General features: G+C 44.7%; 23 protein-coding genes. All 23 read left to right on the top strand.

Annotated features, from left to right (window positions below):
- The first annotated feature begins 94 nt into the window (after positions 1–94).
- The 23 genes from dprA (at position 95) to NST38_RS11505 (ending at position 22,237) form a co-directional block, all read left to right on the top strand.
- Positions 95–1,225, top strand: coding sequence for a DNA-processing protein DprA (gene dprA, locus NST38_RS11395; protein ID WP_076249821.1), 1,131 nt, complete (start codon positions 95–97; stop codon positions 1,223–1,225).
- 116 nt (positions 1,226–1,341) lie between these two features.
- Positions 1,342–3,441 (top strand): type I DNA topoisomerase, encoded by a 2,100-nt coding sequence (topA, locus tag NST38_RS11400; RefSeq protein WP_047842473.1) that lies wholly within the window; start codon positions 1,342–1,344, stop codon positions 3,439–3,441.
- Positions 3,442–3,497: 56 nt separating this feature from the next.
- On the top strand, positions 3,498–4,841 hold the full coding sequence (gene trmFO, locus NST38_RS11405) for an FADH(2)-oxidizing methylenetetrahydrofolate--tRNA-(uracil(54)-C(5))-methyltransferase TrmFO (protein WP_370511405.1): 1,344 nt from the start codon (positions 3,498–3,500) through the stop codon (positions 4,839–4,841).
- 26 nt (positions 4,842–4,867) lie between these two features.
- Positions 4,868–5,410 carry an ATP-dependent protease subunit HslV gene (gene hslV, locus NST38_RS11410; protein WP_017689194.1) on the top strand — a complete coding sequence of 181 codons (543 nt, stop codon included), beginning with the start codon at positions 4,868–4,870 and terminating at the stop codon, positions 5,408–5,410.
- A gap of 116 nt (positions 5,411–5,526) precedes the next feature.
- Positions 5,527–6,927 (top strand): ATP-dependent protease ATPase subunit HslU, encoded by a 1,401-nt coding sequence (gene hslU / locus NST38_RS11415; RefSeq protein WP_047842474.1) that lies wholly within the window; start codon positions 5,527–5,529, stop codon positions 6,925–6,927.
- Positions 6,928–7,914: 987 nt separating this feature from the next.
- Positions 7,915–8,322, top strand: a complete 408-nt coding sequence (flgB, locus tag NST38_RS11420; RefSeq protein WP_036670359.1) for a flagellar basal body rod protein FlgB — start codon at positions 7,915–7,917, stop codon at positions 8,320–8,322.
- 6 nt (positions 8,323–8,328) lie between these two features.
- Positions 8,329–8,778 carry a flagellar basal body rod protein FlgC gene (gene flgC, locus NST38_RS11425; protein WP_017689191.1) on the top strand — a complete coding sequence of 150 codons (450 nt, stop codon included), beginning with the start codon at positions 8,329–8,331 and terminating at the stop codon, positions 8,776–8,778.
- A 57-nt stretch (positions 8,779–8,835) separates the two neighbouring features.
- Positions 8,836–9,147: a flagellar hook-basal body complex protein FliE gene (gene fliE, locus NST38_RS11430; RefSeq protein ID WP_017689190.1), complete on the top strand. Its 312-nt coding sequence runs from the start codon at positions 8,836–8,838 to the stop codon at positions 9,145–9,147.
- A 137-nt stretch (positions 9,148–9,284) separates the two neighbouring features.
- Positions 9,285–10,868: a flagellar basal-body MS-ring/collar protein FliF gene (gene fliF, locus NST38_RS11435; protein WP_076249820.1), complete on the top strand. Its 1,584-nt coding sequence runs from the start codon at positions 9,285–9,287 to the stop codon at positions 10,866–10,868.
- 11 nt (positions 10,869–10,879) lie between these two features.
- Positions 10,880–11,896 carry a flagellar motor switch protein FliG gene (gene fliG / locus NST38_RS11440; protein WP_036609368.1) on the top strand — a complete coding sequence of 339 codons (1,017 nt, stop codon included), beginning with the start codon at positions 10,880–10,882 and terminating at the stop codon, positions 11,894–11,896.
- Positions 11,889–12,752, top strand: a complete 864-nt coding sequence (locus NST38_RS11445; RefSeq protein WP_076249819.1) for a FliH/SctL family protein — start codon at positions 11,889–11,891, stop codon at positions 12,750–12,752. Before fliG ends, NST38_RS11445 begins: the two co-directional genes overlap by 8 nt.
- Positions 12,739–14,058: a flagellar protein export ATPase FliI gene (fliI, locus tag NST38_RS11450; RefSeq protein ID WP_036609365.1), complete on the top strand. Its 1,320-nt coding sequence runs from the start codon at positions 12,739–12,741 to the stop codon at positions 14,056–14,058. The genes NST38_RS11445 and fliI overlap by 14 nt, the downstream gene beginning before the upstream one ends.
- A gap of 11 nt (positions 14,059–14,069) precedes the next feature.
- Positions 14,070–14,522, top strand: coding sequence for a flagellar export protein FliJ (fliJ, locus tag NST38_RS11455; protein WP_036670362.1), 453 nt, complete (start codon positions 14,070–14,072; stop codon positions 14,520–14,522).
- A gap of 43 nt (positions 14,523–14,565) precedes the next feature.
- Positions 14,566–15,507 carry a MotE family protein gene (locus tag NST38_RS11460; RefSeq protein ID WP_076249818.1) on the top strand — a complete coding sequence of 314 codons (942 nt, stop codon included), beginning with the start codon at positions 14,566–14,568 and terminating at the stop codon, positions 15,505–15,507.
- Positions 15,508–15,546: 39 nt separating this feature from the next.
- On the top strand, positions 15,547–16,935 hold the full coding sequence (locus NST38_RS11465; RefSeq protein WP_076249817.1) for a flagellar hook-length control protein FliK: 1,389 nt from the start codon (positions 15,547–15,549) through the stop codon (positions 16,933–16,935).
- 19 nt (positions 16,936–16,954) lie between these two features.
- Positions 16,955–17,512 (top strand): flagellar hook capping FlgD N-terminal domain-containing protein, encoded by a 558-nt coding sequence (locus tag NST38_RS11470; protein WP_047842480.1) that lies wholly within the window; start codon positions 16,955–16,957, stop codon positions 17,510–17,512.
- Positions 17,513–17,562: 50 nt separating this feature from the next.
- Complete coding sequence (locus NST38_RS11475; RefSeq protein ID WP_370511413.1) at positions 17,563–17,892, top strand: TIGR02530 family flagellar biosynthesis protein; 330 nt, start codon at positions 17,563–17,565, stop codon at positions 17,890–17,892.
- Between the two features lie 81 nt (positions 17,893–17,973).
- A complete protein-coding gene (flgG, locus tag NST38_RS11480) occupies positions 17,974–18,789 on the top strand; it encodes a flagellar basal body rod protein FlgG (RefSeq protein WP_076249815.1) in 816 nt (271 codons plus the stop codon).
- A 68-nt stretch (positions 18,790–18,857) separates the two neighbouring features.
- Positions 18,858–19,079, top strand: coding sequence for a flagellar FlbD family protein (locus NST38_RS11485; protein WP_017689179.1), 222 nt, complete (start codon positions 18,858–18,860; stop codon positions 19,077–19,079).
- The gene (locus NST38_RS11490) at positions 19,079–19,540 is read left to right on the top strand and encodes a flagellar basal body-associated FliL family protein (RefSeq protein WP_036609360.1); all 462 of its coding nucleotides are present in this window, start codon (positions 19,079–19,081) and stop codon (positions 19,538–19,540) included. The genes NST38_RS11485 and NST38_RS11490 overlap by 1 nt, the downstream gene beginning before the upstream one ends.
- A 40-nt stretch (positions 19,541–19,580) precedes the next feature.
- The gene (gene fliM / locus NST38_RS11495) at positions 19,581–20,579 is read left to right on the top strand and encodes a flagellar motor switch protein FliM (RefSeq protein WP_036609359.1); all 999 of its coding nucleotides are present in this window, start codon (positions 19,581–19,583) and stop codon (positions 20,577–20,579) included.
- On the top strand, positions 20,569–21,843 hold the full coding sequence (gene fliY, locus NST38_RS11500) for a flagellar motor switch phosphatase FliY (RefSeq protein ID WP_036609358.1): 1,275 nt from the start codon (positions 20,569–20,571) through the stop codon (positions 21,841–21,843). The genes fliM and fliY overlap by 11 nt, the downstream gene beginning before the upstream one ends.
- Before the next feature lie 28 nt (positions 21,844–21,871).
- Entirely contained in the window at positions 21,872–22,237 is a 366-nt protein-coding gene (locus NST38_RS11505) for a response regulator (RefSeq protein ID WP_017689175.1), read from the top strand.
- The last annotated feature ends 5 nt before the right edge of the window (positions 22,238–22,242 follow it).

Below are 22,242 nucleotides of genomic sequence, written 5' to 3' on the forward strand. Positions count from 1 at the left end.
GAATTGTCTCTCATCTGCGTAAACGCTTGCATTCCGTGGTCACTTAACACACAATATGAGGGAAGATCTCTTCCCGCTTTGGGAGGTTTATGGTATGGAAGAAAGATGGATCTTGTTTGGGTTACATGAGATGGAGGGCATTGGCAAGAAAACAATCTCGAAACTGATTCTGGGACAACATGAATTACCCGAACTATTGAATTATGGGGAAAGCGACTGGGTCGCAGCAGGCTTGCGCAAAGATCAAGCTGCACGCTTGGCTAGCCAATTTACTATCGACTGGATCGAGAGTAAAAGAGAACACGTTTACAATCAGGGGATAGAGGTTATTACTTATCTGGATCAGAAATATCCCATATTAATGAAGGAAACCGTTCAGCCTCCCTGGGTAATGTATGCTCGAGGGGATATTAGTTTGCTACACAATTCGTCTATTGCCATGGTAGGAACTCGTATGCCAACGGTGTATGGGCGCAAAGTTGGAGAAAAGCTGGCAGAGCAATTATGCAATGCAGGACTGACGATTGTAAGCGGGCTTGCCCGTGGTATTGATAGCGTATGTCATGAGGCAGTACTACGTGCTAAAGGAAAAACGATTGCAGTATTCGGAACAGGGATTGATAATATATACCCACCCGAAAATACAAGCCTCGCTGAACGAATCGCGGAGACGGGGCTGCTTTTGTCGGAATATCCACCAGGTACGAGAGCACGCCAAGGATTATTTCCGGAACGGAATCGAATCATTGCTGGTCTGACACTGGGAACATTGGTTGTTGAGGCTGACATTCGCAGTGGTTCACTCATTACAGCAGATGCTGCACTTGAAGCAGGCAGGGATGTATTTGCAGTCCCTGGACCGATTACATCGCCGAAAAGTCGGGGAGCACACAATCTTATCCGTCAAGGGGCTAAATTGGTCACTTGTGCAGCAGATGTATTGGAAGAGTATCGATTGGGCTTGCCAAATGCAGAACAACTTCCTTACAATAGAGGACGTTCGACCGTAACAACCGAGCTTTCCGGGCGAGGGATATTCGCTGAGGTTAAGCTCTCTCCAGATGAACAACGTGTGATTTATCTGTTGGAACAGGGAGAACAATCATTGGATCAAATGGTTGAGCTGCTTGGTTGGGATTTTGGACATTTGCATTCAGTTCTGTTATCTTTAATCATAAAAAAGCAGATTAGCCAATTACCAGGCACTAAATACGCGAGGGTATGACCAAGCTACAACCTACGTAGTGCGTGGAAATATATAATTAGCAGAAGTTATTAACTATGCATAAGCTTACAGAAACAGTTTCATGACAGTTTCATGACTGAGAGGAGGATGAACCTATGGCGGATGCACTCGTAATCGTGGAGTCGCCCTCAAAGGCGAAGACGATAGGCAAATATTTAGGCAGCAAGTTCATCGTAAAAGCTTCGATGGGGCATATTCGCGATTTGCCAAAGAGTCAGATTGGCGTTGAGGTAGAGAATGATTTTAATCCGAAATATATTACGATCCGCGGCAAAGGTTCAATTTTGAAAGAACTGAAGGATGCACGGAAGAAAGTGAAAAAAGTGTATCTCGCAGCTGACCCGGATCGCGAAGGTGAGGCTATCGCATGGCATTTGGCCCATGCCCTTGAACTGGACGATACGGCAGATTGCCGGGTAGTATTTAATGAAATTACAAAACAGGCGGTCAAAGATGCGTTCAAAACGCCGCGGAAAATCAATATGGATTTGGTTAACGCGCAGCAGGCAAGACGTATTCTGGATCGGCTCGTTGGATATAAAATTAGTCCGTTATTATGGAAGAAAGTGAAAAAAGGTTTGTCTGCAGGCCGGGTTCAGTCCGTGGCTGTTAAAATCATTTTAGATCGTGAAAATGAAATTGATGATTTTGAGCCGGAAGAATACTGGAGCATTACCGCCAAGCTGACAGCAGACGGCAATCCGTTTGAAGCCAAGTTTCATAAACTGAACGGGGCCAAAACAGAGCTGGGCAGTGAAGCGGAAGTGCAAGCGATCCTGAAACAGATCGAAGGTGCAGACTTTACGATCAAGGAAGTTAAAGAGAAAGAACGGAGCCGTAACCCTTCCGCCCCGTTTACGACAAGTTCGCTGCAACAGGAAGCGGCGCGTAAATTGAATTTCAGAGCTTCCAAGACGATGTCGGTCGCCCAACAACTATATGAAGGTGTAGACCTTGGAAAAGAAGGCACAGTAGGTCTCATCACGTATATGCGTACGGACTCCACACGAATTGCGGCATCTGCACAAGAAGAAGCCAAAGAATATATCGTTGGTAAGTATGGTGAGCCATTTGCACCTGAGACTCCACGAAACTATTCCAAAAAAGCAGCTAATGCTCAGGATGCGCATGAAGCGATTCGTCCAACTTCAATTTTGCGTGACCCTGACTCAATCAAGTCATTCATGAGTCGCGATCAGTTCCGGTTGTATAAACTGGTATGGGAACGTTTTGTAGCGAGCCAAATGTCTTCGGCTATCTTGGATACACTCTCTGTAGATATTGCTGCGGGGGACACCATTTTCCGTGCAGCAGGTTCGAAGGTACGATTCCAAGGTTTCATGAAGGTATATGTTGAAGGAAACGACGATGGTACAACCGATGAAGATCGTCTGTTGCCCCCGTTGAAAAGTGGAGATGTGCTTGAGAAGCAGGAGATTGAGCCAAAACAGCATTTTACACAACCGCCACCACGATATACGGAGGCAAGGTTGGTTAAGACGCTTGAGGAATTGGGTATAGGGCGTCCGAGTACATATGCGCCAACACTGGAGACCATTCAGAAGCGCGGATATGTTGCAATTGAGGAAAAGAAATTCATGCCGACCGAGCTGGGTGAACTGGTCATCGAACAGATGGAAGAGTTTTTCCCTGAAATCCTGAATGTAGAGTTTACCGCGAACATGGAAGGTGATCTTGACCATGTGGAGGAAGGTTCGGAGGATTGGGTCAAAGTACTCGCAGAATTCTATGAATCTTTTGAGAAACGCCTTGAGTTTGCGGAAGAAGAAATGAAAGAAATCGAGATTGAAGACGAAGTATCCGATGAGATCTGTGAGAAGTGCGGCAAACCGCTGGTTTATAAACTCGGACGTTTTGGCAAGTTTCTTGCGTGCTCGGGCTTCCCTGATTGCCGGAATACCAAACCGATTATCAAGGATATCGGCGTGACTTGTCCGAAGTGTAAGGAAGGTCATGTTGTTGAGCGTCGTAGCAAAAAAGGACGTATTTTCTACGGTTGTGACAAATATCCTGAATGTGATTTTGTCTCATGGGACAGACCTTCAGCCAAACCATGTCCAAGTTGCGGATCGCTAATGATTGAAAAGCGGAACAAAAAGGGAGCACGATTGCAGTGTACTTCATGTGATCATCAGGAGCCGGTGGATGAACCGGATGACGAATCAGCAGATTAGTATATATGTGAATCAATACAATTATAGTGAAATATGAAATTGCTTTATGGGGGTAAATGATTTTGACGAATGAACAACAAGTAACCGTTATTGGTGCCGGGCTGGCAGGAACAGAAGCGGCCTGGCAGATTGCAAGTCGCGGCGTACGCGTAAAATTATACGAGATGAGACCTGTTGTGAAAACGCCAGCCCATCATACGGATAAATTTGCAGAACTGGTATGTAGCAACTCGCTGCGTGCGAATGGATTGACCAATGCAGTAGGTGTGTTAAAAGAAGAAATGAGAATGCTCAATTCTCTTGTATTGTCAGCAGCAGACAAACATGCAGTTCCCGCAGGTGGGGCGCTTGCTGTGGACCGGGATGGATTTTCAGGTGAGATTACATCCACGTTGCACCAGCATCCGCTCATCGAAGTGGTGAATGAGGAATTAACTTCTCTGCCGGAAGATGGTATCGTTGTTGTGGCAACGGGTCCGTTGACTTCACCGGCATTGTCTGAGCAAATCAAGGCACTAATGGGTGAAGAATATTTCTACTTCTATGATGCAGCAGCACCGATCATCGAAAAAGATTCAATTGATATGAATAAAGTGTATCTGGCTTCCCGTTATGATAAGGGTGAAGCGGCATATCTGAACTGTCCGATGACAGAAGAAGAGTTTGATGTCTTCTATGAAGCTCTCATTACTGCTGAGGTTGCTCAATTAAAAGAGTTTGAGAAAGAAATCTACTTTGAAGGCTGTATGCCAATCGAAGTGATGATGAAACGCGGGAAACAGACGGCTCTGTTTGGTCCAATGAAACCGGTAGGTCTGGTTAACCCTCATACAGGAGAGTTGCCACATGCGGTTGTTCAGCTTAGACAGGACAATGCAGCTGGAACCCTGTATAACTTGGTGGGCTTCCAGACGCATCTGAAATGGGGAGAACAGAAACGTGTCTTTTCCCTTATTCCTGGACTTGAAAATGCAGAGTTCGTTCGTTATGGCGTAATGCACCGTAATACATTTATTAACTCTCCTAAACTGCTTCTTCCGACGTATCAGTTTAAAGAGCGTCCAAACCTGTTCTTTGCAGGTCAGATGACGGGTGTAGAAGGATATGTGGAATCTGCTGCATCAGGGCTTATTGCCGGCATGAACGCAGCCAAAGCAGCACTTGGGCAGGAACTGGTGGTATTGCCAGTAGAAACAACACTTGGCAGTATGGCTCAGTATATTACAACTGCTGACTTCAAGCACTTCCAACCAATGAACGCAAACTTTGGTTTGTTGCCGAAGCTTGAAACAAAGATTCGTAACAAAAAGGAAAAAAATGAAGCTCTTGCACAGCGTGCACTGGATGGCATTACTAGTTTTGCTGCGGCAGAAGGTCTAACTGTTCCGGAACGCGTATAAATTATTCGTGGGAGGATGCTGATATCATGGATATGTCATTTCATGCTACAACGATCTGTGCTGTTCGTCATAATGGTAAGGCTGCAATCGCAGGAGATGGTCAGGTGACCATGGGCCAAAGTGTTGTGATGAAGAATACAGCCAAGAAGGTAAGACGTTTGTACCGCGGACAGGTTGTTGCTGGCTTTGCTGGTTCTGTGGCGGATGCGATCACCCTGTTTGAGAAATTCGAAGGTAAGCTCGAGGAGCACCATGGTAACTTGCAACGTGCTGCTGTAGAGCTTGCCAAGGATTGGCGTCAGGATCGGATCTTGCGTAAGCTTGAGGCACTGTTGATTGTGATGGACAAATCAGGTATGCTGCTCATTTCAGGCGGCGGGGAGATAATTGAACCGGATGATGACGTTATTGCTATCGGATCAGGTGGAAACTTTGCCTTATCTGCTGCGCGTGCGTTGAAACGTCATGCAGTAAACCTGGAAGCGAAAGATATTGCGCGTGAATCACTTCAGATTGCCTCGGAGCTATGTGTATATACCAATAATAATATTATTGTAGAAGAGTTATAAGCCAAAGAAATCTCCCGTAGTGGAGCATGATTCTGTAATCTGCTCCAGGACGTCTAGGGGATTCTTTGTCCTTGTTAGGAAAAATAAATTCAACATACTGGTAGGAGGGAAGCAATATGAATACTCAAGCGTTAACACCGAGACAGATTGTTGCAGAGCTTGACAAGTATATTGTAGGTCAAAAGAAAGCTAAAAAATCGGTAGCTGTAGCCCTTCGTAATCGATATCGGCGTAGCCTTTTGCCTGAGCACACTCAGGACGACATTGTGCCTAAAAATATCTTGATGATTGGACCTACCGGTGTGGGTAAAACGGAAATCGCCCGTCGCCTTGCTAAACTGGTAGGTGCGCCATTTGTGAAAGTGGAAGCTACCAAGTTCACTGAAGTAGGTTACGTTGGCCGTGACGTTGAATCGATGGTGCGTGATCTGATTGAGACATCACTGCGGATGGTGAAGCTGGAGCGGACTGAAAAAGTGAAGGACAAAGCTGAAGAAGCTGCCAATGAGCGAATTGTACATATTTTGGCTCCTTCACAGTCTAAGTCCAAGAGTCAGCGTAATCCCTTTGAGATGATCTTTGGTAATAATGGCAACAACGTTCAGGAACAGGATGAGCCAGAACCAGATACCGGGGTTGCCGAACGCCGCCGTAAGATCAAGTTTGATCTGTTGTCCGGCAAGTTGGAGGATGACATCATTGAGATTGATGTCGAAGACACTGCGCCTAACATGATGGACATGTTTGCTGGTCAAGGTAATGATCAGATGGGCATGAACATGCAGGAGATGTTTGGTAGCTTGTTGCCTCGTCGTACGAAAAAGCGCAAGCTCGCTATCAAAGAAGCTCGCAAAGTGTTGATCCAGGAAGAAGCAGGCAAATTGATCGATATGGATGATGTTACACAAGAGTCCATTCGCCGGGCGGAGCAGACAGGTATCATTTTCATAGATGAAATCGACAAGGTTGCCAGTCAAGGACGCGGTAGTGGACCCGATGTATCCCGTGAGGGTGTGCAACGTGACATTCTGCCTATCGTAGAGGGCTCTACAGTGATGACGAAATATGGCCCTGTCAAAACGGATTATATTCTGTTTATGGCAGCTGGCGCATTCCATGTCGCCAAACCCTCTGATTTGATTCCTGAGCTTCAGGGACGCTTCCCAATTCGTGTGGAACTAAGCAGTCTAACACTGGAGGAGTTTGTATCCATTCTGACTGAACCCCAAAATGCACTGACCAAGCAGTATGTTGATCTGTTGCGCACAGAGAATATTGAGATTGAGTTCTCGGATGAGGCTATTCGCGAGATTGCCAAATTGGCTGAATCCGTCAATCAAAATACAGAAAATATAGGTGCACGTCGATTGCATACGATTCTTGAGAAGCTTTTGGAGGATTTATCCTTTGAGGCACCTGAGCTTACACTGGAACGTATGGTGATTACTCCGGAGTATGTCCGGGAGAAATTAAATGATATTGCGCTTGATCGTGATTTGAGTCAGTATATCCTGTAACATGCGGCTGCGGCTAGTAATGTAGTTGTTAAAATGATGTTATAAATGAACGGTATGCAAGAGAGTAGAGAACATTTGTGTGATCGACAAAGGGAAGCGATCCTTTAACGAATCACAAAGGCCCTCTTACTTAACGCATATCGTTTATTTTTGTTTCTATCTAAAGGATTTTGATGTTACAACCGATAAAAGATGTGTGGTTGTTATACGGATCGACAAAACCTAGGACTTGTGCCGCATGTATCCGGAGTTAAAACCTATCGGAGTGGTAGTTATTCTTCCATTCCATACCCAATGATTCCCATTAAAAGAATTTTCCTTATTCCAAGTCTGGTCATCGGTTTAGTCGACAGATTGGTAAATGTTGCGTAAATGCGCAAAATGATGAATTGTTGAAAAGTTTGAAGCCACTAATTGTTTTCTTAAAATTAAAATATATAGACCCCACTGAATTGTTAAGAAAGTGTTGTGTGGGCAAGACGAGTTTTCTTTATTCTTGAAAGATAATTTGTCAATTGATTAATATACAGCTTTGTATGTATACCTATCATATTGTCCTTAAACCCTTAGTATGACGGCAAAAAATTCTAACATTATCAACTATGAAATATTCGGAAATATACATAATTACGGGCGTTATAAGCTCATGCTGAGACTCGAAATTTTTTTTTTATTTTAAGAATGTTAAAGAACAATAAGGGAGAGTATTAACATACTTTTGTTTTGGGCCCGAACATTTACGAAAAAATTCATAATTTGCAGAAAATACACAAAAAGCCCCGTCTTTCAGAAAAGATAGGGCTTTTTTCTTATTGTAATAAATCCCAAACTCGAAGAAACTTATGTTATACGACAACATCAGAGTTAATTCTACTTAAGTCCTAGAAAACCGTGTAAAGACGAATGTTTTTGTCGAAAAAAACATAAGAATTTTCAAGGGAAAAGATACAATCTTTTTCCATAACTTCTAAAGAGAGGAGGGGGATTGTGAATCTTTTAAACGATATCAGCTTTAAAAGATTGCAAGGTGCACTCGATGCGTCCAATATCAGACAACGAACAATTGCTGACAACATCGCGAACGCCGATACCCCGTATTTCAAGCGCTCGGACGTTTCTTTTGAAGAAATGTTGCAAGGGCAAATGAATGGAGATATGCCTGTTCTTAAGGGTAAAGTAACTGATGCAAGGCATTTTGTCATAGGTCCTTCCTCTTCCGTACCCACGCCAGTAGTTAATATGGACCAGTCAACCTCCATGAATAACAACGAAAACAATGTCGATATAGACAGAGAAATGAGTCTTCTGGCGGAGAATCAGTTACGTTATAACGCTTATATTCAGCAAGTGAATGAACAAATTAAAATCATGCGTGTTGGCGTGGAAGGGAGATAACCTAAATTGAACATTAGTAATAGTTTTAGTATCAGTAGCTCAGCTCTGACAGCCCAACGGTTGCGGATGGACGTTATATCTTCCAACATTGCCAACGCAGAGACTACGCGCGCGAGCGTATCCAATGGTGAAGCGGTCCCTTACAAACGTAAAATGGTTGTGCTTGAGCCGAATAAAACGTCATTTGGTACGATGCTGCAAAATCAGATGAGAGGTAGCGGTTCAGGAGATGGCGTAAGAGTAACGGAGATTCGCGAGGATCAGTCACCTCTGAAACCTGTGTATGACCCTTCTCATCCGGATGCAAACGCAGAAGGATATGTATTTATGCCTAATGTGGATATTGCGAAAGAAATGGTCGACATGATCTCTGCTTCGCGTTCCTATGAAGCAAACGTAACAGCACTGAATTCAACCAAAGCGATGATCTCCAAAGCTTTGGAGATTGGAAGATAATCTGCTTAAAAATGAAAATAAGAAAAATACAAACCAGGATGAAGGGGAGGGACATTAATGATTCAGAACAACATGTTTAGCACACAGGGGATACAACCGCTACAGATGAAGAGTGCAACCGAAAGTAAGCCTTCTACACCAGCCGAAACCATTCAGAGCTTCGGTACATACTTACAGAATGCATTAGGGTCCGTTGCAGCACAGGAGGCTCAATCGCATGAAATGTCGAATCAATTTTTGGTCGGCAAAGCGAATGTGGATCAAGTGATGATTGCTTCAGAACAGGCCTTGTTAAGCCTACAACTCACAACTCAAGTCCGAAACAAAGTGGTCGAAGCATACCAAGAAGTTATGCGAACGCAGTTATAGAATAACCTACTTGCGCTTCGATAATAGCGCTGATCATTACAACAAAGCAGCTGCGATGCTGCTCCTGATCGTCAACCTATGAAACGGTTTGGGTTGAGTAAGGACAGACTAAGCAAAGTTTCGGATGGGGTGACAGAGTGAATGAGAGAATCGCCCAGTACAGGGATAAGGCATCCCAGTATTGGAATAGTTTTAGCAAAAAGCAAAAAGTATTATTTATATCCACCTTCCTGTTCCTGATTTTGGCTGCAGTTGTACTCACGATGCAATTGTCCAAAACGGAATATGAAGTTGCTTTTACAGATTTGAATGCAAGTGATTCAGCGGGCGTGATCAGTTATCTCGATTCATCTAGCATTCCATACAAATTAAGTTCAGATGGCAAGACCATATCCGTACCGAGTACAAGTGTTGCAATTGCAAAGGTGAACGTTGGATCTCAAGGGATTATTCAGAATGGTTCATTAGGGTATAAGTCATTCGAGGAGTCATCATCCCCCATCGGGATGACGGATAAAGAGTTTGATGTAAAGTACAACAACGCTATAAACGGAGAAGTTGAACAGTTACTTCAGCGGATGCAAGGGATACAGGATGCTAAAGTACTGGTTAATATGCCGAAAGATAACATCTTTGCTGGTTTAGAAGAACAAGACAAAGCATCAGCATCGGTAGCTCTTCAATTCAAACCGGGTTATCACCCAAATCAGGCAGCGGTAGATGGCTACTTTAACTTGGTTAAGACTGCAATTCCTAATCTGCCTGTTGAGAACATCACAATTACGAACACAGATGAAGCAGAATTGATTCCAACTGCCCGAGGTGGCAGTGGCGGGTTGTCTTCCGAAGTTCAAGAGAACATGGCACTACAGAAAAAGTTTGAAAACGATGTCCGTAATAACGTAAAGCAATTCCTTTCCCAGATTGTAGGCGAAGACAAAGTTAATGTTTTGGTAGCCTCCAAGCTTAATTTTGACAAAGAAACACGTAAGGAAAATCTGGTCACACCTGTTGATGTAGATAATATGAAAGGCATCGAGATCAGTGTGCAGGAGATTCAAAAGAGCTACACTGGCGCAAGCAATCCAACAGGTGGTGTTGCTGGCACAGGACAAGAGGAAGTTCCGGGTTACCCATCATCTGATGCAACCGGTAACTCTACCTCCGAAGAATCATCAAGCACTATAAACTACGATGTTAATCGAATTGCCAAGGATATTATTTCCAGTCCGTATACTGTAAAAGACTTAACCATTAACGTTGCGGTTGAACCACCGAATGGAGAAACAGAATTACAGGGACCGGTTCAGGACGCAATTGAGAACATTTTGGTTAACATTGTTCGTGCTTCACTGGCAGACTCAGGCACTCTAATAAGTGACGCCGATCTGACAAAGAAAGTTTCAGTCATGTCACAAGGCTTCCAGACTGCCTCTGCAGACAATACAGGTTTCCAGCTTTCCTCAACGATGATGTGGGGTGGAGGCGCACTCATAGCGGCATTGATCGCAGCGGTAGTTATTTTGTTAGTACGCCGACGCCGCAAACAAAACGAAGTCGAAGAAGAAGAGATTCCTCTTCCAATAGCAACAGAGTTCCCGTCCATTACGCTGGACAGTGTAACGAACGAAAGTCAGGTGCGCAAACAATTGGAGAGTTTGGCCAAGAAAAAGCCAGACGAATTCGTCAATCTGCTGCGTACATGGCTGGCTGACGAATAGAGGTGAGCGCATTGGCAAAGGCAAGCAGTCAAGGTTTGACTGGCAAACAAAAAGCAGCAATATTGTTGATTACATTAGGTCCGGAAGTATCGGCTCAGATATTCAAACATCTGCGTGATGAGGAGATTGAGCAACTTACGTTGGAGATTGCCAACGTTCGCAAAGTTGATTCTTCTGAAAAGGATATGATCATGGCCGAGTTTCACCAGATCTGTCTGGCGCAGGAATATATCTCTCAGGGCGGTATCAATTACGCCAGAGAAATCCTGGAAAAAGCTCTGGGTTCATCAAAAGCACTTGAAGTCATTAATCGTTTGACAGCTACGCTGCAAGTCAGACCATTTGACTTTGCGCGCAAAGCAGATCCGAATCAAATTTTGAACTTTATTCAGAATGAAAGCCCGCAAACGATTGCCCTGGTTCTGTCTTACCTGCAATTCGAACAGGCAGCAGCGATTCTATCATCCTTGCCACAAGAGAAACAGGCAGATGTCGCTCGCCGGGTGGCTGTTATGGATAGTACTTCGCCGGAAGTCATCTCTCAAGTGGAGCGGGTTCTGGAACAGAAGTTATCCTCTACCGTAACGCAGGATTACACCAATGCAGGTGGTATCGAATCGATCGTTCAGATTCTGAACGGAGTCGATCGGGGTACAGAACGTACTATTTTGGACTCGCTTGAAATTCAGGATCCAGAGCTTGCAGAGGAAATCAAAAAACGCATGTTTGTATTCGAAGATATCGTCAATGTGGATGATCGTTCGATTCAGCGCATTATTCGGGATATCGACAACGCAGATTTGCAGCTGGCACTCAAAGTGGCAAGCGAAGAAGTTCGGGATGCCGTGTTCCGGAATATGTCGAAACGGATGTCCGAAACATTCAAAGAAGAGATGGAATTCATGGGACCTGTGCGATTGCGTGATGTTGAGGAAGCTCAGACACGTATCGTAGGAACGATACGCAGATTGGAAGAAGCCGGTGAGATCATTATCGCACGCGGTGGAGGAGATGATATCATTGTCTAATTTGATTAAATCTTTCCAGTATGTACCCGTTGATGACCGTAAAAAACTTGAAAATCATCATCATTATGGTGGTGCTGAGGAGTCTGAAACGGAATTAAATGGTGTGAGTGCTGAAGGTTCTGAAGTTGAAACACTTCAAGCACGCGTGGACGAAGAAACACAACGTCTTACCGCAGAAATGCTGGAAGATGCCAAGGAGTTTGCAGAAAAGCAAGTACGTGAAGCTTCAGAAGAGGCAGAGCGCATGCTTCAAGAGGCCCGTGAACAGATCGACAGCTGGTGGCAGGAACAACGACAACAGGATGAACATCTGACTGAAGCGCTTCGTTCACAAGGTTTCCAACAGGGTTTTGAAGAAGGCAAAGTACAAGCTGAACTGGATCTCCAGGTGCAAATCGAAAAGATGATGATTGAAGCCCAGGAAGTGCTCAAGGAAGCTTATGTAGCTAAAGATCAGATCATTCAGGAAGCCGAACCGTTCCTCGTGGAGCTCGCTTGCGGGATCGCTGAGAAAGTCATTGATAAGCAACTTACCATTGAACCCGATCATACATTGGAACTGATTCGTCAGAGTTTGTCACGTAAACGGGAACAGGGTTTGATCACACTCTGTGTGGCACCTGATCAGTTTACATTTGTACAGGCAGCTCGTGAAGAATTGTCTCTGTCTATTGACTCTCAGGCAGAATTGCAGATTTTGCCTGATTCAACGGTCAAAGATAAGGGATGTGTCATTCGTTCTTCGTTCGGAAGTGTAGATGCGAGAATTGATACACAGCTTGCTGAGATTAAAAAAGAACTGGTCCGCATAGCACTTGAGGATGAGGAGCGAAAAAATCAACATGAAGGTTCTTAGTTCACAGCGATATATGGAACATTTGCGCCAATTCGATCCTGTTCGTATTAACGGCAAAGTTACTCAGGTCATTGGTCTTATGGTGGAGTCAGAAGGGCCAGATGCAAGTATCGGTGACGTATGTTATATCTATCCTGGGAAATCGGCCAAGCCTCTTCAGGCCGAAGTTGTTGGGTTTCGAGATAACAAAGTGCTGCTTATGCCACTGGGTGAACTTCAATCCATCGGTCCTGGTTGCGATGTAGTAGGTACGGGTAAACCACTCGGCGTTCAGGTAGGCTCCGAATTGCTCGGTAAAGTATTGGACGGACTTGGACAACCGCTGGACGGTTCCCTCCTTCCATCCAGAATGCCGATGTACTCTACCTCCAATACACCGGTTAATCCAATGGATCGTCCACGTGTACTTGAAACGATGGGTGTTGGTGTAAGAGCTATCGACGGATTGTTGACCGTAGGTAAGGGACAGCGTGTAGGTATTTTTGCCGGTTCTGGTGTTGGTAAGAGTACATTGATGGGCATGATCGCTCGTAATACAGCAGCAGATGTCAATGTCATCGCGCTTGTGGGTGAGCGTGGACGTGAGGTACGTGACTTTATTGAACGGGATCTGGGTCCGGAAGGACTGGAACGCTCCGTAGTCATTGTTGCAACTTCAGATCAGCCTGCCCTGATTCGGATTAAGGGAGCAGTTATTGCGACCACTATTGCAGAATATTTCCGAGATCGTGGAATGAACGTGATGCTCATGATGGATTCGGTAACCCGATATGCGATGGCACAAAGGGAAGTGGGTCTGGCTGTAGGCGAACCTCCGGCAATGAGAGGATATACGCCATCGGTTTTTGCAAGTTTGCCCAAACTGCTTGAACGGGCGGGTACAGGACCTACGGGTTCGATTACAGCCTTTTACACCGTTCTGGTCGATGGGGATGACATGAATGAACCGATCGCGGATGCGGTAAGGGGTATTCTGGATGGACACATTGTGTTAAATCGATCCATTGCAAATAAAGGTCATTTTCCAGCGATTGATGTGTTAGCCAGCATAAGCCGTGTTATGAAGGATATTGCTCCAGAAGAGCAGTTGGAAGCCGTTAATAATATGAAACGTTTGATGGCTGTGTACAAAGAATCGGAAGATTTGATCAATATTGGAGCTTACCAGCGGGGATCAAATGCAGCCATAGATGAATCGATAGACCAGATTGATAGTATATGGAACTTTACCAAGCAGAAAGTCGACGAGAAAGTCACTTTAAGTGAAGTACAGGAACGTTTGATTCTTGAATTTGCAAGGAGATGAATGGGTAAACGATGAAATTTCGATATCATTTCCAGAAAGTTGTTGACCTGAAGAGTAATGAAAAAACACAGGCAGAGTGGATGTTATCCACAGCGATCGGTAAACTTCAGACGGAGGAAGAACATCTGATACAACTTCTTAATGATAGAAGTAATCTGATCGGCATTATCCAATCTGCTACGGAAAATACAGCGTCTGTAAACAGTCTGCAGGAGATGCAGCGTTATGTACATCACCTTGACGAGTGCATTTCACGCAAAAACAGTGATGTTAAACATGCTCAGGTCAATGTGCAACGGAATCAGACGTTTCTGAACGGTAAGATGGTTGATGAAAAAGTATGGCTTGGAGCGAGAGACAAGGCAAAAATCAAATTTCAGCAGGAGATGCTCCTCCGGGAACAGAACGATCTGGACGAGATGGCTACTGTACGCTTCGCTGCCAAAGCCGGACGCGCGAATTGATGTGAGCCGGACGCGAAGTTGTCTCGTGAAGGAGGAATAAACGATGGCTGTTAAAGATGATAGCGACATGGAAAAAGAGTCGGGAGGCGGTTGGGAAAAGTTTCTCATGATTTCTATCCCGATTGTATTCACCGTGGTATTGCTAGGTGTACTACTTACACTATTTAATGTAGATATTCGTAATAATTTGTTTGAATTTGCCAACAAGATACCGGTAGTTAAGGAATGGGTACCTGATCCTGTACTGGATCCGGAGAAGGAGAAGCTGGAGAAGAGTGAGCAGCAGGTTGAAAGTGCTGAAGCCACAATCGAAAAGCTGAAATCCCAAGTAACTGCCAAAGAAACAGAGCTCAAGGCAGCACAGGAAGCGACAACAACTGAAGCAAAGAAGGCCACGGACCTTCAGAAGAAGTTGGATGATGCGGAAAAAGCGGCTGAAACGGCTACAGCAGCAACGCCCGAAACGGAATCTGATTATCAGAAACAAATCAAAGATTTGGCTAAAATGTATGCTGACATGAGCCCAAGCAAAGCTGCACCGATTTTGCAAAATATGACGAATGAGGAAATGGTATTGTTGTTAAATGCCATGCAGTCATCTGCTCGGACCAAGGTGCTTGAAAAGATGGACCCGAAAACGGCAGCCGATGTCACCGTGATGATGAAGGATGCCAAACCGTCCGGGGATCTGGCGCTGGATGCGCTGCAATCCAGATTGAAGAAAGAAACCACAGCAACTTCAACTGCATCCACAACCACAAGCAAAAACCTGGATAAAAACCAGCTTAGTCAAACATTTGCTTCGATGTCTGCTTCAAGTGGTGCCAAGCTATTATTGGAAACATACAAGTTAAGTCCTGACAAAACATTGACCATCCTGAATTCAGTAGATGATGCAACACGCTCTCAATTGCTTGAGAACATGTCTTCAGAGGATTCGGTTGAAACTGCAAAAATTTTGAACAGATTAATGGGTAACAAGTAGAACTGATTACTCTGTATAACCGAGAGGAGGTGAAAATAAATGTCGATTGTATATCAAATGGCATCCACAGCATCTGCAAAAGTAACGGGGACAGGTCAGACAACCGGAGCACAATCGAAAGGTTCAGCTGTAGGTGCTAGCGGTGAATTTCTCCAAACTCTTGCACAATCGCTATCTGGAGGAAACACAGAAGGTGATAGTTCAAGCGCTACTGGAAGTTTAACTGCCAATCCGTTGGTGTTTTCCTTTGCTACAAGTGAAGAAGGAGAAGCGGCATCAATCACGGCTATACTGAATTCGTTGTTCACGGACTTGGATTCACTTGACGAAGCTTTGGAAAATGACCCAGCTCTACTTGCAGGTTTGCAAACTCTGATTCAACAGATGTATACACAATTAAGTGATCCTTCAGGTACTAATGCAGAAGGTTCCGACGAGTCTTCGAACGGAGCGGAAAGTGTAAAAACAGTACCCGCAATTGAACTGTCGCAGCATCCTGCAGCAGTACGTTTTGTTCTGCAAGATATGCTTACACAATTAGTAGCTGGAATGAATGATCCTGAGAGTAACGTTGCGAAGAACGCTCCTGAATTCAAACATTTGTTACAATCTCTGCAGAGTCAGCTTCAAGAGGCTGGAGTGGATACCACTAGTAACAAAGGATGGACTGAACTGAAATCCATACTGGATACATTGACTGCAGTTAAGGATCAGACTGCACAAGTTGCTCCAAGTACTTCGCTTCAAACATCCAAACAGGATTCGGTCGTACCACAAGTTCTTGTTGCGGCAGTGGCGAATTCTGGAACCCAGGTGAAAGCTGAAGCTGAGACAACATCTGCTTCAAATGCAGGTGGAGAAGTGGAACACTCAACCATCATTACTGCAGGAGAGCTGTCCTTGCGTTCATCAGGTACAACAGCAGGAAAACCGGCTGAACCTGTAATGCAAACATCACAGTTTGCGAAGGAAATGACCCAGTTTGTTGTTAACAAGCTGGATATTGTCCAGCAAAAAGGATTTTCCGAGGCGACCATCTCACTTCGGCCTGAGCATCTAGGTAAGTTGGATGTTCAAATTACCTTACAGAACGGGCAGTTGGTTGCACGGTTTATGACTGAGCATACGATGGCTAAAGACATGCTTGAACAACAAATGACGCAGCTGCGTTCTTCACTTCAAGCCCAGGGAATTCAAGTGGAACGACTTGAGGTTACCCAGAACAGTTCAATCGGATCACAGATGTATCAGGACGGAGGCCGTCAGCCGGGAAGTAACTCTCAACAACAACGCCGTTCGCGTGAGCGTGAGGAACAATCGGATGATGCTATAGCTACAGCAGGGATTCAAGAAGAATTGCGTAACTGGCGTAGCGAGCAAGTCGAAGGAAATGAATTACAGAGAGATACGTTTAGTGCTGAGGCTTAAACAGAAATGAGGTGAGCATATGGCTAATGAAATTGTTTCAACGAATAATACCTGGCCGAACTATTCGGCAGCCAATAAAGCAACCACAAGTGCCGCAACAAAGGAATTGGGTAAAGATCAGTTTCTAAAAATCCTGATTACCCAGCTGCAAAATCAAGACCCGATGCAGCCGATGGAGGATAAGGAATTTATCGCTCAAATGGCACAGTTCAGCTCAGTGGAACAACTGGTCAATATTTCTACGCAGCTTAAAACATTGAACCAGTCCCTTGGTGCTGTATCCGGTATGATTGGCATGGAGGTAAGTTGGCTTTCTTCTAATAAAGATGATAACGGAACTCTTCGTCAGGGTATTGTAGATTCCATCATTGTAAGAGATAGCGTTCAATACGCAAAAGTGGGCAACGACGAGATTAAGCTGGATGAGATCATTCAGGTGAATTATCCAAAACAGGCAGAAGAGAGTCAAACTCCGGTACAGAACGTTCAGGATGTAACTCCTGAAACGAACGAGAGCCAGGAAGTTGAATCATCCGCTGAAACGGGTGATACGGAAGATAGCGGGAAAACGATATGAGTGATCGCATAACGGTTGGACAATTATACGCAGGCCCGATTACACCGAATATGCTTCAAAGACCCAAAACGGGAGAAGCTTTGGCTATACCCGAAAAACCTTTTGCAAAAGTGCTGGAAGATAACCTTCTGAAATTGAGCAATCATGCTGCCAAACGATTGGAACAGCGTGGTATTGAACTCAAGACTGAGCAAATGGAACAGATTGGTTCTGCTTTGGACAAAGCTGCTGCCAAAGGAGCCAAAGAGTCATTGATTTTAATGCAGGATATGGCTTTTATCGTCAATGTCAAAAATCGTACTGTGGTTACAGCTATGGATAGTGAGAGCATGAAGGATAATGTGTTCACTCAGATTGATAGTGCCGTAATCATTTCTTAACCGGCTGGCCCTTCTCGGGAGCCGGAATGCCGCTGACCGACTGATGCGGTAACCAAATGAAGACTGGGAGGATTTTTAAAAATGATAAAATCAATGTACTCAGGCGTTTCCGGGATGCGGGGTTTCCAAACAAAACTCGACGTAATTGGTAACAATATTGCGAACGTAAACACGGTTGGCTTCAAAGGCAGTCGGGTTATGTTCAAAGATATTATGAGCCAAACAACGGCAGGGGTAACTGCTCCTGGCGATGCAAGTGGTGGTGTCAATGCGAAACAAATCGGTCTTGGTGTAACGGTAGGTTCAATTGATACGCTGCATCTGGCAGGTAGCCCAATGACAACGAATAATCCAACAGATCTTCGGATTAATGGAGATGGATTCTTCTTGGTACGTTTGAGTGAAGATCAGGAAGTACCTTACCTGACTCGTGCAGGGGATTTCCATGTGGATGCTGCACGTAACCTTTTGACTTCGGATGGATTGTTTGTTCTGGATAACGGTGGTGGAAATATTACGATACCGGATGATGTTGTTTCCTTCACGATAGGTCAGGATGGAACAATTAACCAAACCATGGCAGACGGAACCATCGAAGCGGGTCCACAGCTTGGAATAGGTAAAGTTGTCAATCCAGAAGGCCTTGAGAAAATTGGGGGCAACTTGTACCGTATGACAGCAAACGCGAATCCGGATGGGGCGCTGGAACCATTAACAGCGAACAGTGCTGAGGACGGAACAGGAGCAATCATTGCTGGACAGCTCGAGATGTCTAACGTGGATCTGACAGGAGAGTTTACTGAGATGATCGTAGCTCAACGTGGATTCCAGGCAAACTCCCGAATCATTACAACGTCGGATGAAATACTTCAGGAAGTTGTTAACCTGAAACGTTAATAACTGATTAATGAATTTTTAAAACGTGGGGGAGCTTGCTCCTCCCACTCTGATTAAGGGGGCTTAGCATGATTTCGGTTACGCGGTTAAATGGTTCTCCCATGTGGTTAAATGCGCTGATGGTTGAAATTGTGGAAGAGACGCCGGATACGTATATTACTCTGGTAACTGGAAAGAGACTGATTGTGCTTGAAAAAGCCGCTGACGTTATTTCCAAGATTAAAGATTACAACCGTGAAATCGGGGTTCAGGCAGCCACTATTAAAGTGCAGCAAACGGAGGAATCCTGATGAAAAAAATGATGCCCTGGCTTGCAACAATGTTGCTGGCGATAACACTCATTGTGGTGGTTGTGTTTGTATTTATGCAAGGACAGAACGGGAATAAGGACGACACACATACGGCGGCAGCCTCAGAAGCTAAGAAGATGACTGCGGATGAGATTGTAGAGGTTTCCTCTGAGCTTGGAGAAATTAAAACCAATTTGGCTGATACGGATCATGTTGTAGTTGTCAGCTTCTCATTCAAGTTGTCAGACAAAACAGCCAAAGAAGATTTCGAGAAAATCAAAGAAATTACAGTGAAGCCTATTATCATTCAGACGTTTGCGGATACAAAGTCTGAGGAGCTGGCTACAGCGAAGGGCCGCGTACAATTTAATGAGAGATTGACGGGACTAATTAATGAAGCTTTACCTGAAGGTAAGTTGAGCAGCACCAGTTTTTCAGCTTTTGTAATGGCGCCAATGTAAATGAACAGAACACGCTGTAGACCTGTAAGGGGGTGAGAACATGGTGGATGTATTATCACAGAATGAGATTGACGCCCTATTAGCAGCCCTTTCTTCTGGTGAAATGGACGCAGAAGAATTGAAGAAGGAAGAAACTCAGAAGAAAATCAGATCGTACGATTTTAAGCGGGCAGTGCGTTTTTCCAAAGACCATATCAGAAGCTTGACTCGTATTCACGAAAACTTTGCACGCTTTCTCACCACTTATTTTTCAGCCCAACTGCGGACGTTCGTTCAAATCAATGTCGTTCAGGTCGAACAGTTGCCTTATGATGAGTTTATCCGTTCTATTCCTAAGATGACGATATTGAACATTTTTGAAGCGGAGCCACTACAGGGACGAATGGTGATGGAAGTCCATCCAAACGTGGGATATGCGATGTTGGATCGCCTGCTTGGTGGAACCGGAATTGCTCCAACCAAGATCGCATCCATGACGGAGATTGAGACGACCATCATGGAGCGGATATTCAGCCGAGCATTTGAAAGTTTGCAGGAAGCATGGAAAACTGTGTTGGATATTTCCCCAAGGATGGAAGCGCTCGAGACCAATCCGCAATTTATGCAGATTGTATCTCCCAATGAGACCATTGCTCTGATCTCGCTCAGTACCAAAATTGGTGACACGACAGGCATGATCAATCTATGTATACCGCATGTCGTTCTTGAACCTATTATGTCACGGTTGTCAACTCATCAGTGGTTTGTTTCGGAGAAGAAAACGAGAGCTCCGGAGGAGTATGATGCTCTAAAAGAGCGTGTAAACAAAGCCAAGTTACCAATCGTTGCGGAATTGGGAGAATCGAGAATTTCAATTGCAGAATTTCTGGGTCTGTCCGTTGGCGATGTCATTACGTTGAACAAACCAGTTGATGAGGGACTTTCCATAAAAGTGGGTGACAAACTGAAATACATGGGCAGTCCGGGGACAATCAAAGACCGTGTGGCTGTGCAAATAGACAAGATTGTCACCGAAGGAGTTGAAGAATTTGACGAGTAAGGATTATTTATCCCAAGAAGAAATCGATGCTTTGCTCAGGCAATCGGAATCGATAAACAGCTCGGAACCCGCTGAAAAGACGGTTGATGATTTTTTGACCGAGCTGGAGCAGGATGCCTTGGGGGAGATTGGTAACATTACATTTGGTAGCGCGGCAACAGCCTTATCCACGCTATTAGGCCTCAAAGTAGATATTACAACACCTAAAGTTTCTATCATTAGTCGAACGCAGTTTGAAGAAGCTTTTCCTAAGCCACATGTTGCCGTTCATGTGAATTACGTGGATGGATTCGAAGGTATTAACTCACTTGTTATCAAGAAGAGAGATGCCCAAGTCATCGCTGATTTGATGTTGGGTGGAGAAGGAAATCCGGTCGATGAAGAACTGAATGAAATCCATATTAGTGCAGTACAGGAAGCGATGAACCAGATGATGGGTTCCTCTGCAACCTCAATGTCCACGATTTTTAATCGTTTTGTGAATATTTCCCCTCCGGGAATCGATATTCTCAATCTGGAGAGTGGAGAGGGTGTAAGTAATCTTCCAGCAGATGAGACACTTATCCAAGTTTCATTTCGTTTGTTAATCGGGGATCTGATCGATTCCAATCTGATGCAGTTGCTTCCAGTACATTTTGCCAAAAGCATGGTAGATATGCTGATTGGAGGCGCTCAGGAGTCAACTGCCAGCGCACCAGTGGCATCAACACCTGAACCTGCGCCAGCAGCTGTACCAGCAACGCCACCACCGGTTGCGGAGCAGCCGCCCGTTCAGCACCAACAGGCTCCACAGGCTCCACAACAGCCTGCTCAGGACTATAACGGATATGGACAGGCCCCGATGGGTATGCCTCAAGGAATGCCGCCACAGCAGCCGTATGGCATGCCACCGCAGCAACCTTATGGTGCACCTCAACATTACGGTGGAATGCCAAATAGGAATGTTAACGTACAACCAGTTCAATTCGCCAATTTGCAAAATGGGGCGTATGGTCAGGTAGACGAAAACAATTTGAATTTATTGATGGACATTCCCCTTAAGGTCACCGTAGAATTAGGAAGGACCCAGAAGCAAATTAAAGATATTTTGGAACTGTCACAGGGTTCGATTGTCGAACTGGATAAGTTAGCCGGGGAACCTGTCGATATTTTGGTGAATAACAAACTGATCGCCAAGGGAGAAGTTGTCGTTATTGACGAAAACTTTGGTGTTCGTGTTATAGATATCGTTAGCCAATGGGACCGAATTCAGAAATTACAATAAGCACAATTTAGGGAGGACTTGAATCAAGATGGCAAACCGAATTTTAGTCGTAGACGACGCTGCATTTATGAGAATGATGATCCGGGACATTTTGTCCAAAAATGGATATGAGGTTGTTGGTGAGGCACAGGATGGCTCACAAGCAATTGAGAAATTTAAAGAGCTTCGTCCGGATCTGATCACAATGGATATTACGATGCCTGAGATGGACGGCATTGCAGCTTTGAAAGAAATCAAGAAGATTGATGCTAACGCTAAAGTAATTATGTGCTCCGCGATGGGTCAACAAGCGATGGTAATCGACGCTATTCAAGCAGGTGCTAAAGACTTTATCGTTAAACCGTTCCAATCTGACCGGGTTATCGAAGCGATCAGCAAGACACTGGGCGTTTAAGAGAC

The organism is Paenibacillus sp. FSL H8-0104, from assembly GCF_038050215.1.
GTDB classification, from domain to species: domain Bacteria; phylum Bacillota; class Bacilli; order Paenibacillales; family Paenibacillaceae; genus Paenibacillus; species Paenibacillus amylolyticus.

Coding starts and splice junctions, on each gene's coding strand:
- flgG (WP_076249815.1), top strand. CDS start 17,974: ATGATAAAATCAATGTACTCAGGCGTTTCCGGGATGCGGGGTTTCCAA.
- NST38_RS11475 (WP_370511413.1), top strand. CDS start 17,563: ATGCTTCAAAGACCCAAAACGGGAGAAGCTTTGGCTATACCCGAAAAA.
- hslV (WP_017689194.1), top strand. CDS start 4,868: ATGGATATGTCATTTCATGCTACAACGATCTGTGCTGTTCGTCATAAT.
- fliI (WP_036609365.1), top strand. CDS start 12,739: ATGAAGGTTCTTAGTTCACAGCGATATATGGAACATTTGCGCCAATTC.
- NST38_RS11505 (WP_017689175.1), top strand. CDS start 21,872: ATGGCAAACCGAATTTTAGTCGTAGACGACGCTGCATTTATGAGAATG.
- dprA (WP_076249821.1), top strand. CDS start 95: ATGGAAGAAAGATGGATCTTGTTTGGGTTACATGAGATGGAGGGCATT.
- topA (WP_047842473.1), top strand. CDS start 1,342: ATGGCGGATGCACTCGTAATCGTGGAGTCGCCCTCAAAGGCGAAGACG.
- fliJ (WP_036670362.1), top strand. CDS start 14,070: ATGAAATTTCGATATCATTTCCAGAAAGTTGTTGACCTGAAGAGTAAT.
- NST38_RS11490 (WP_036609360.1), top strand. CDS start 19,079: ATGAAAAAAATGATGCCCTGGCTTGCAACAATGTTGCTGGCGATAACA.
- fliE (WP_017689190.1), top strand. CDS start 8,836: ATGATTCAGAACAACATGTTTAGCACACAGGGGATACAACCGCTACAG.
- NST38_RS11465 (WP_076249817.1), top strand. CDS start 15,547: ATGTCGATTGTATATCAAATGGCATCCACAGCATCTGCAAAAGTAACG.
- fliM (WP_036609359.1), top strand. CDS start 19,581: ATGGTGGATGTATTATCACAGAATGAGATTGACGCCCTATTAGCAGCC.
- NST38_RS11470 (WP_047842480.1), top strand. CDS start 16,955: ATGGCTAATGAAATTGTTTCAACGAATAATACCTGGCCGAACTATTCG.
- trmFO (WP_370511405.1), top strand. CDS start 3,498: ATGATTTTGACGAATGAACAACAAGTAACCGTTATTGGTGCCGGGCTG.
- NST38_RS11485 (WP_017689179.1), top strand. CDS start 18,858: ATGATTTCGGTTACGCGGTTAAATGGTTCTCCCATGTGGTTAAATGCG.
- NST38_RS11460 (WP_076249818.1), top strand. CDS start 14,566: ATGGCTGTTAAAGATGATAGCGACATGGAAAAAGAGTCGGGAGGCGGT.
- hslU (WP_047842474.1), top strand. CDS start 5,527: ATGAATACTCAAGCGTTAACACCGAGACAGATTGTTGCAGAGCTTGAC.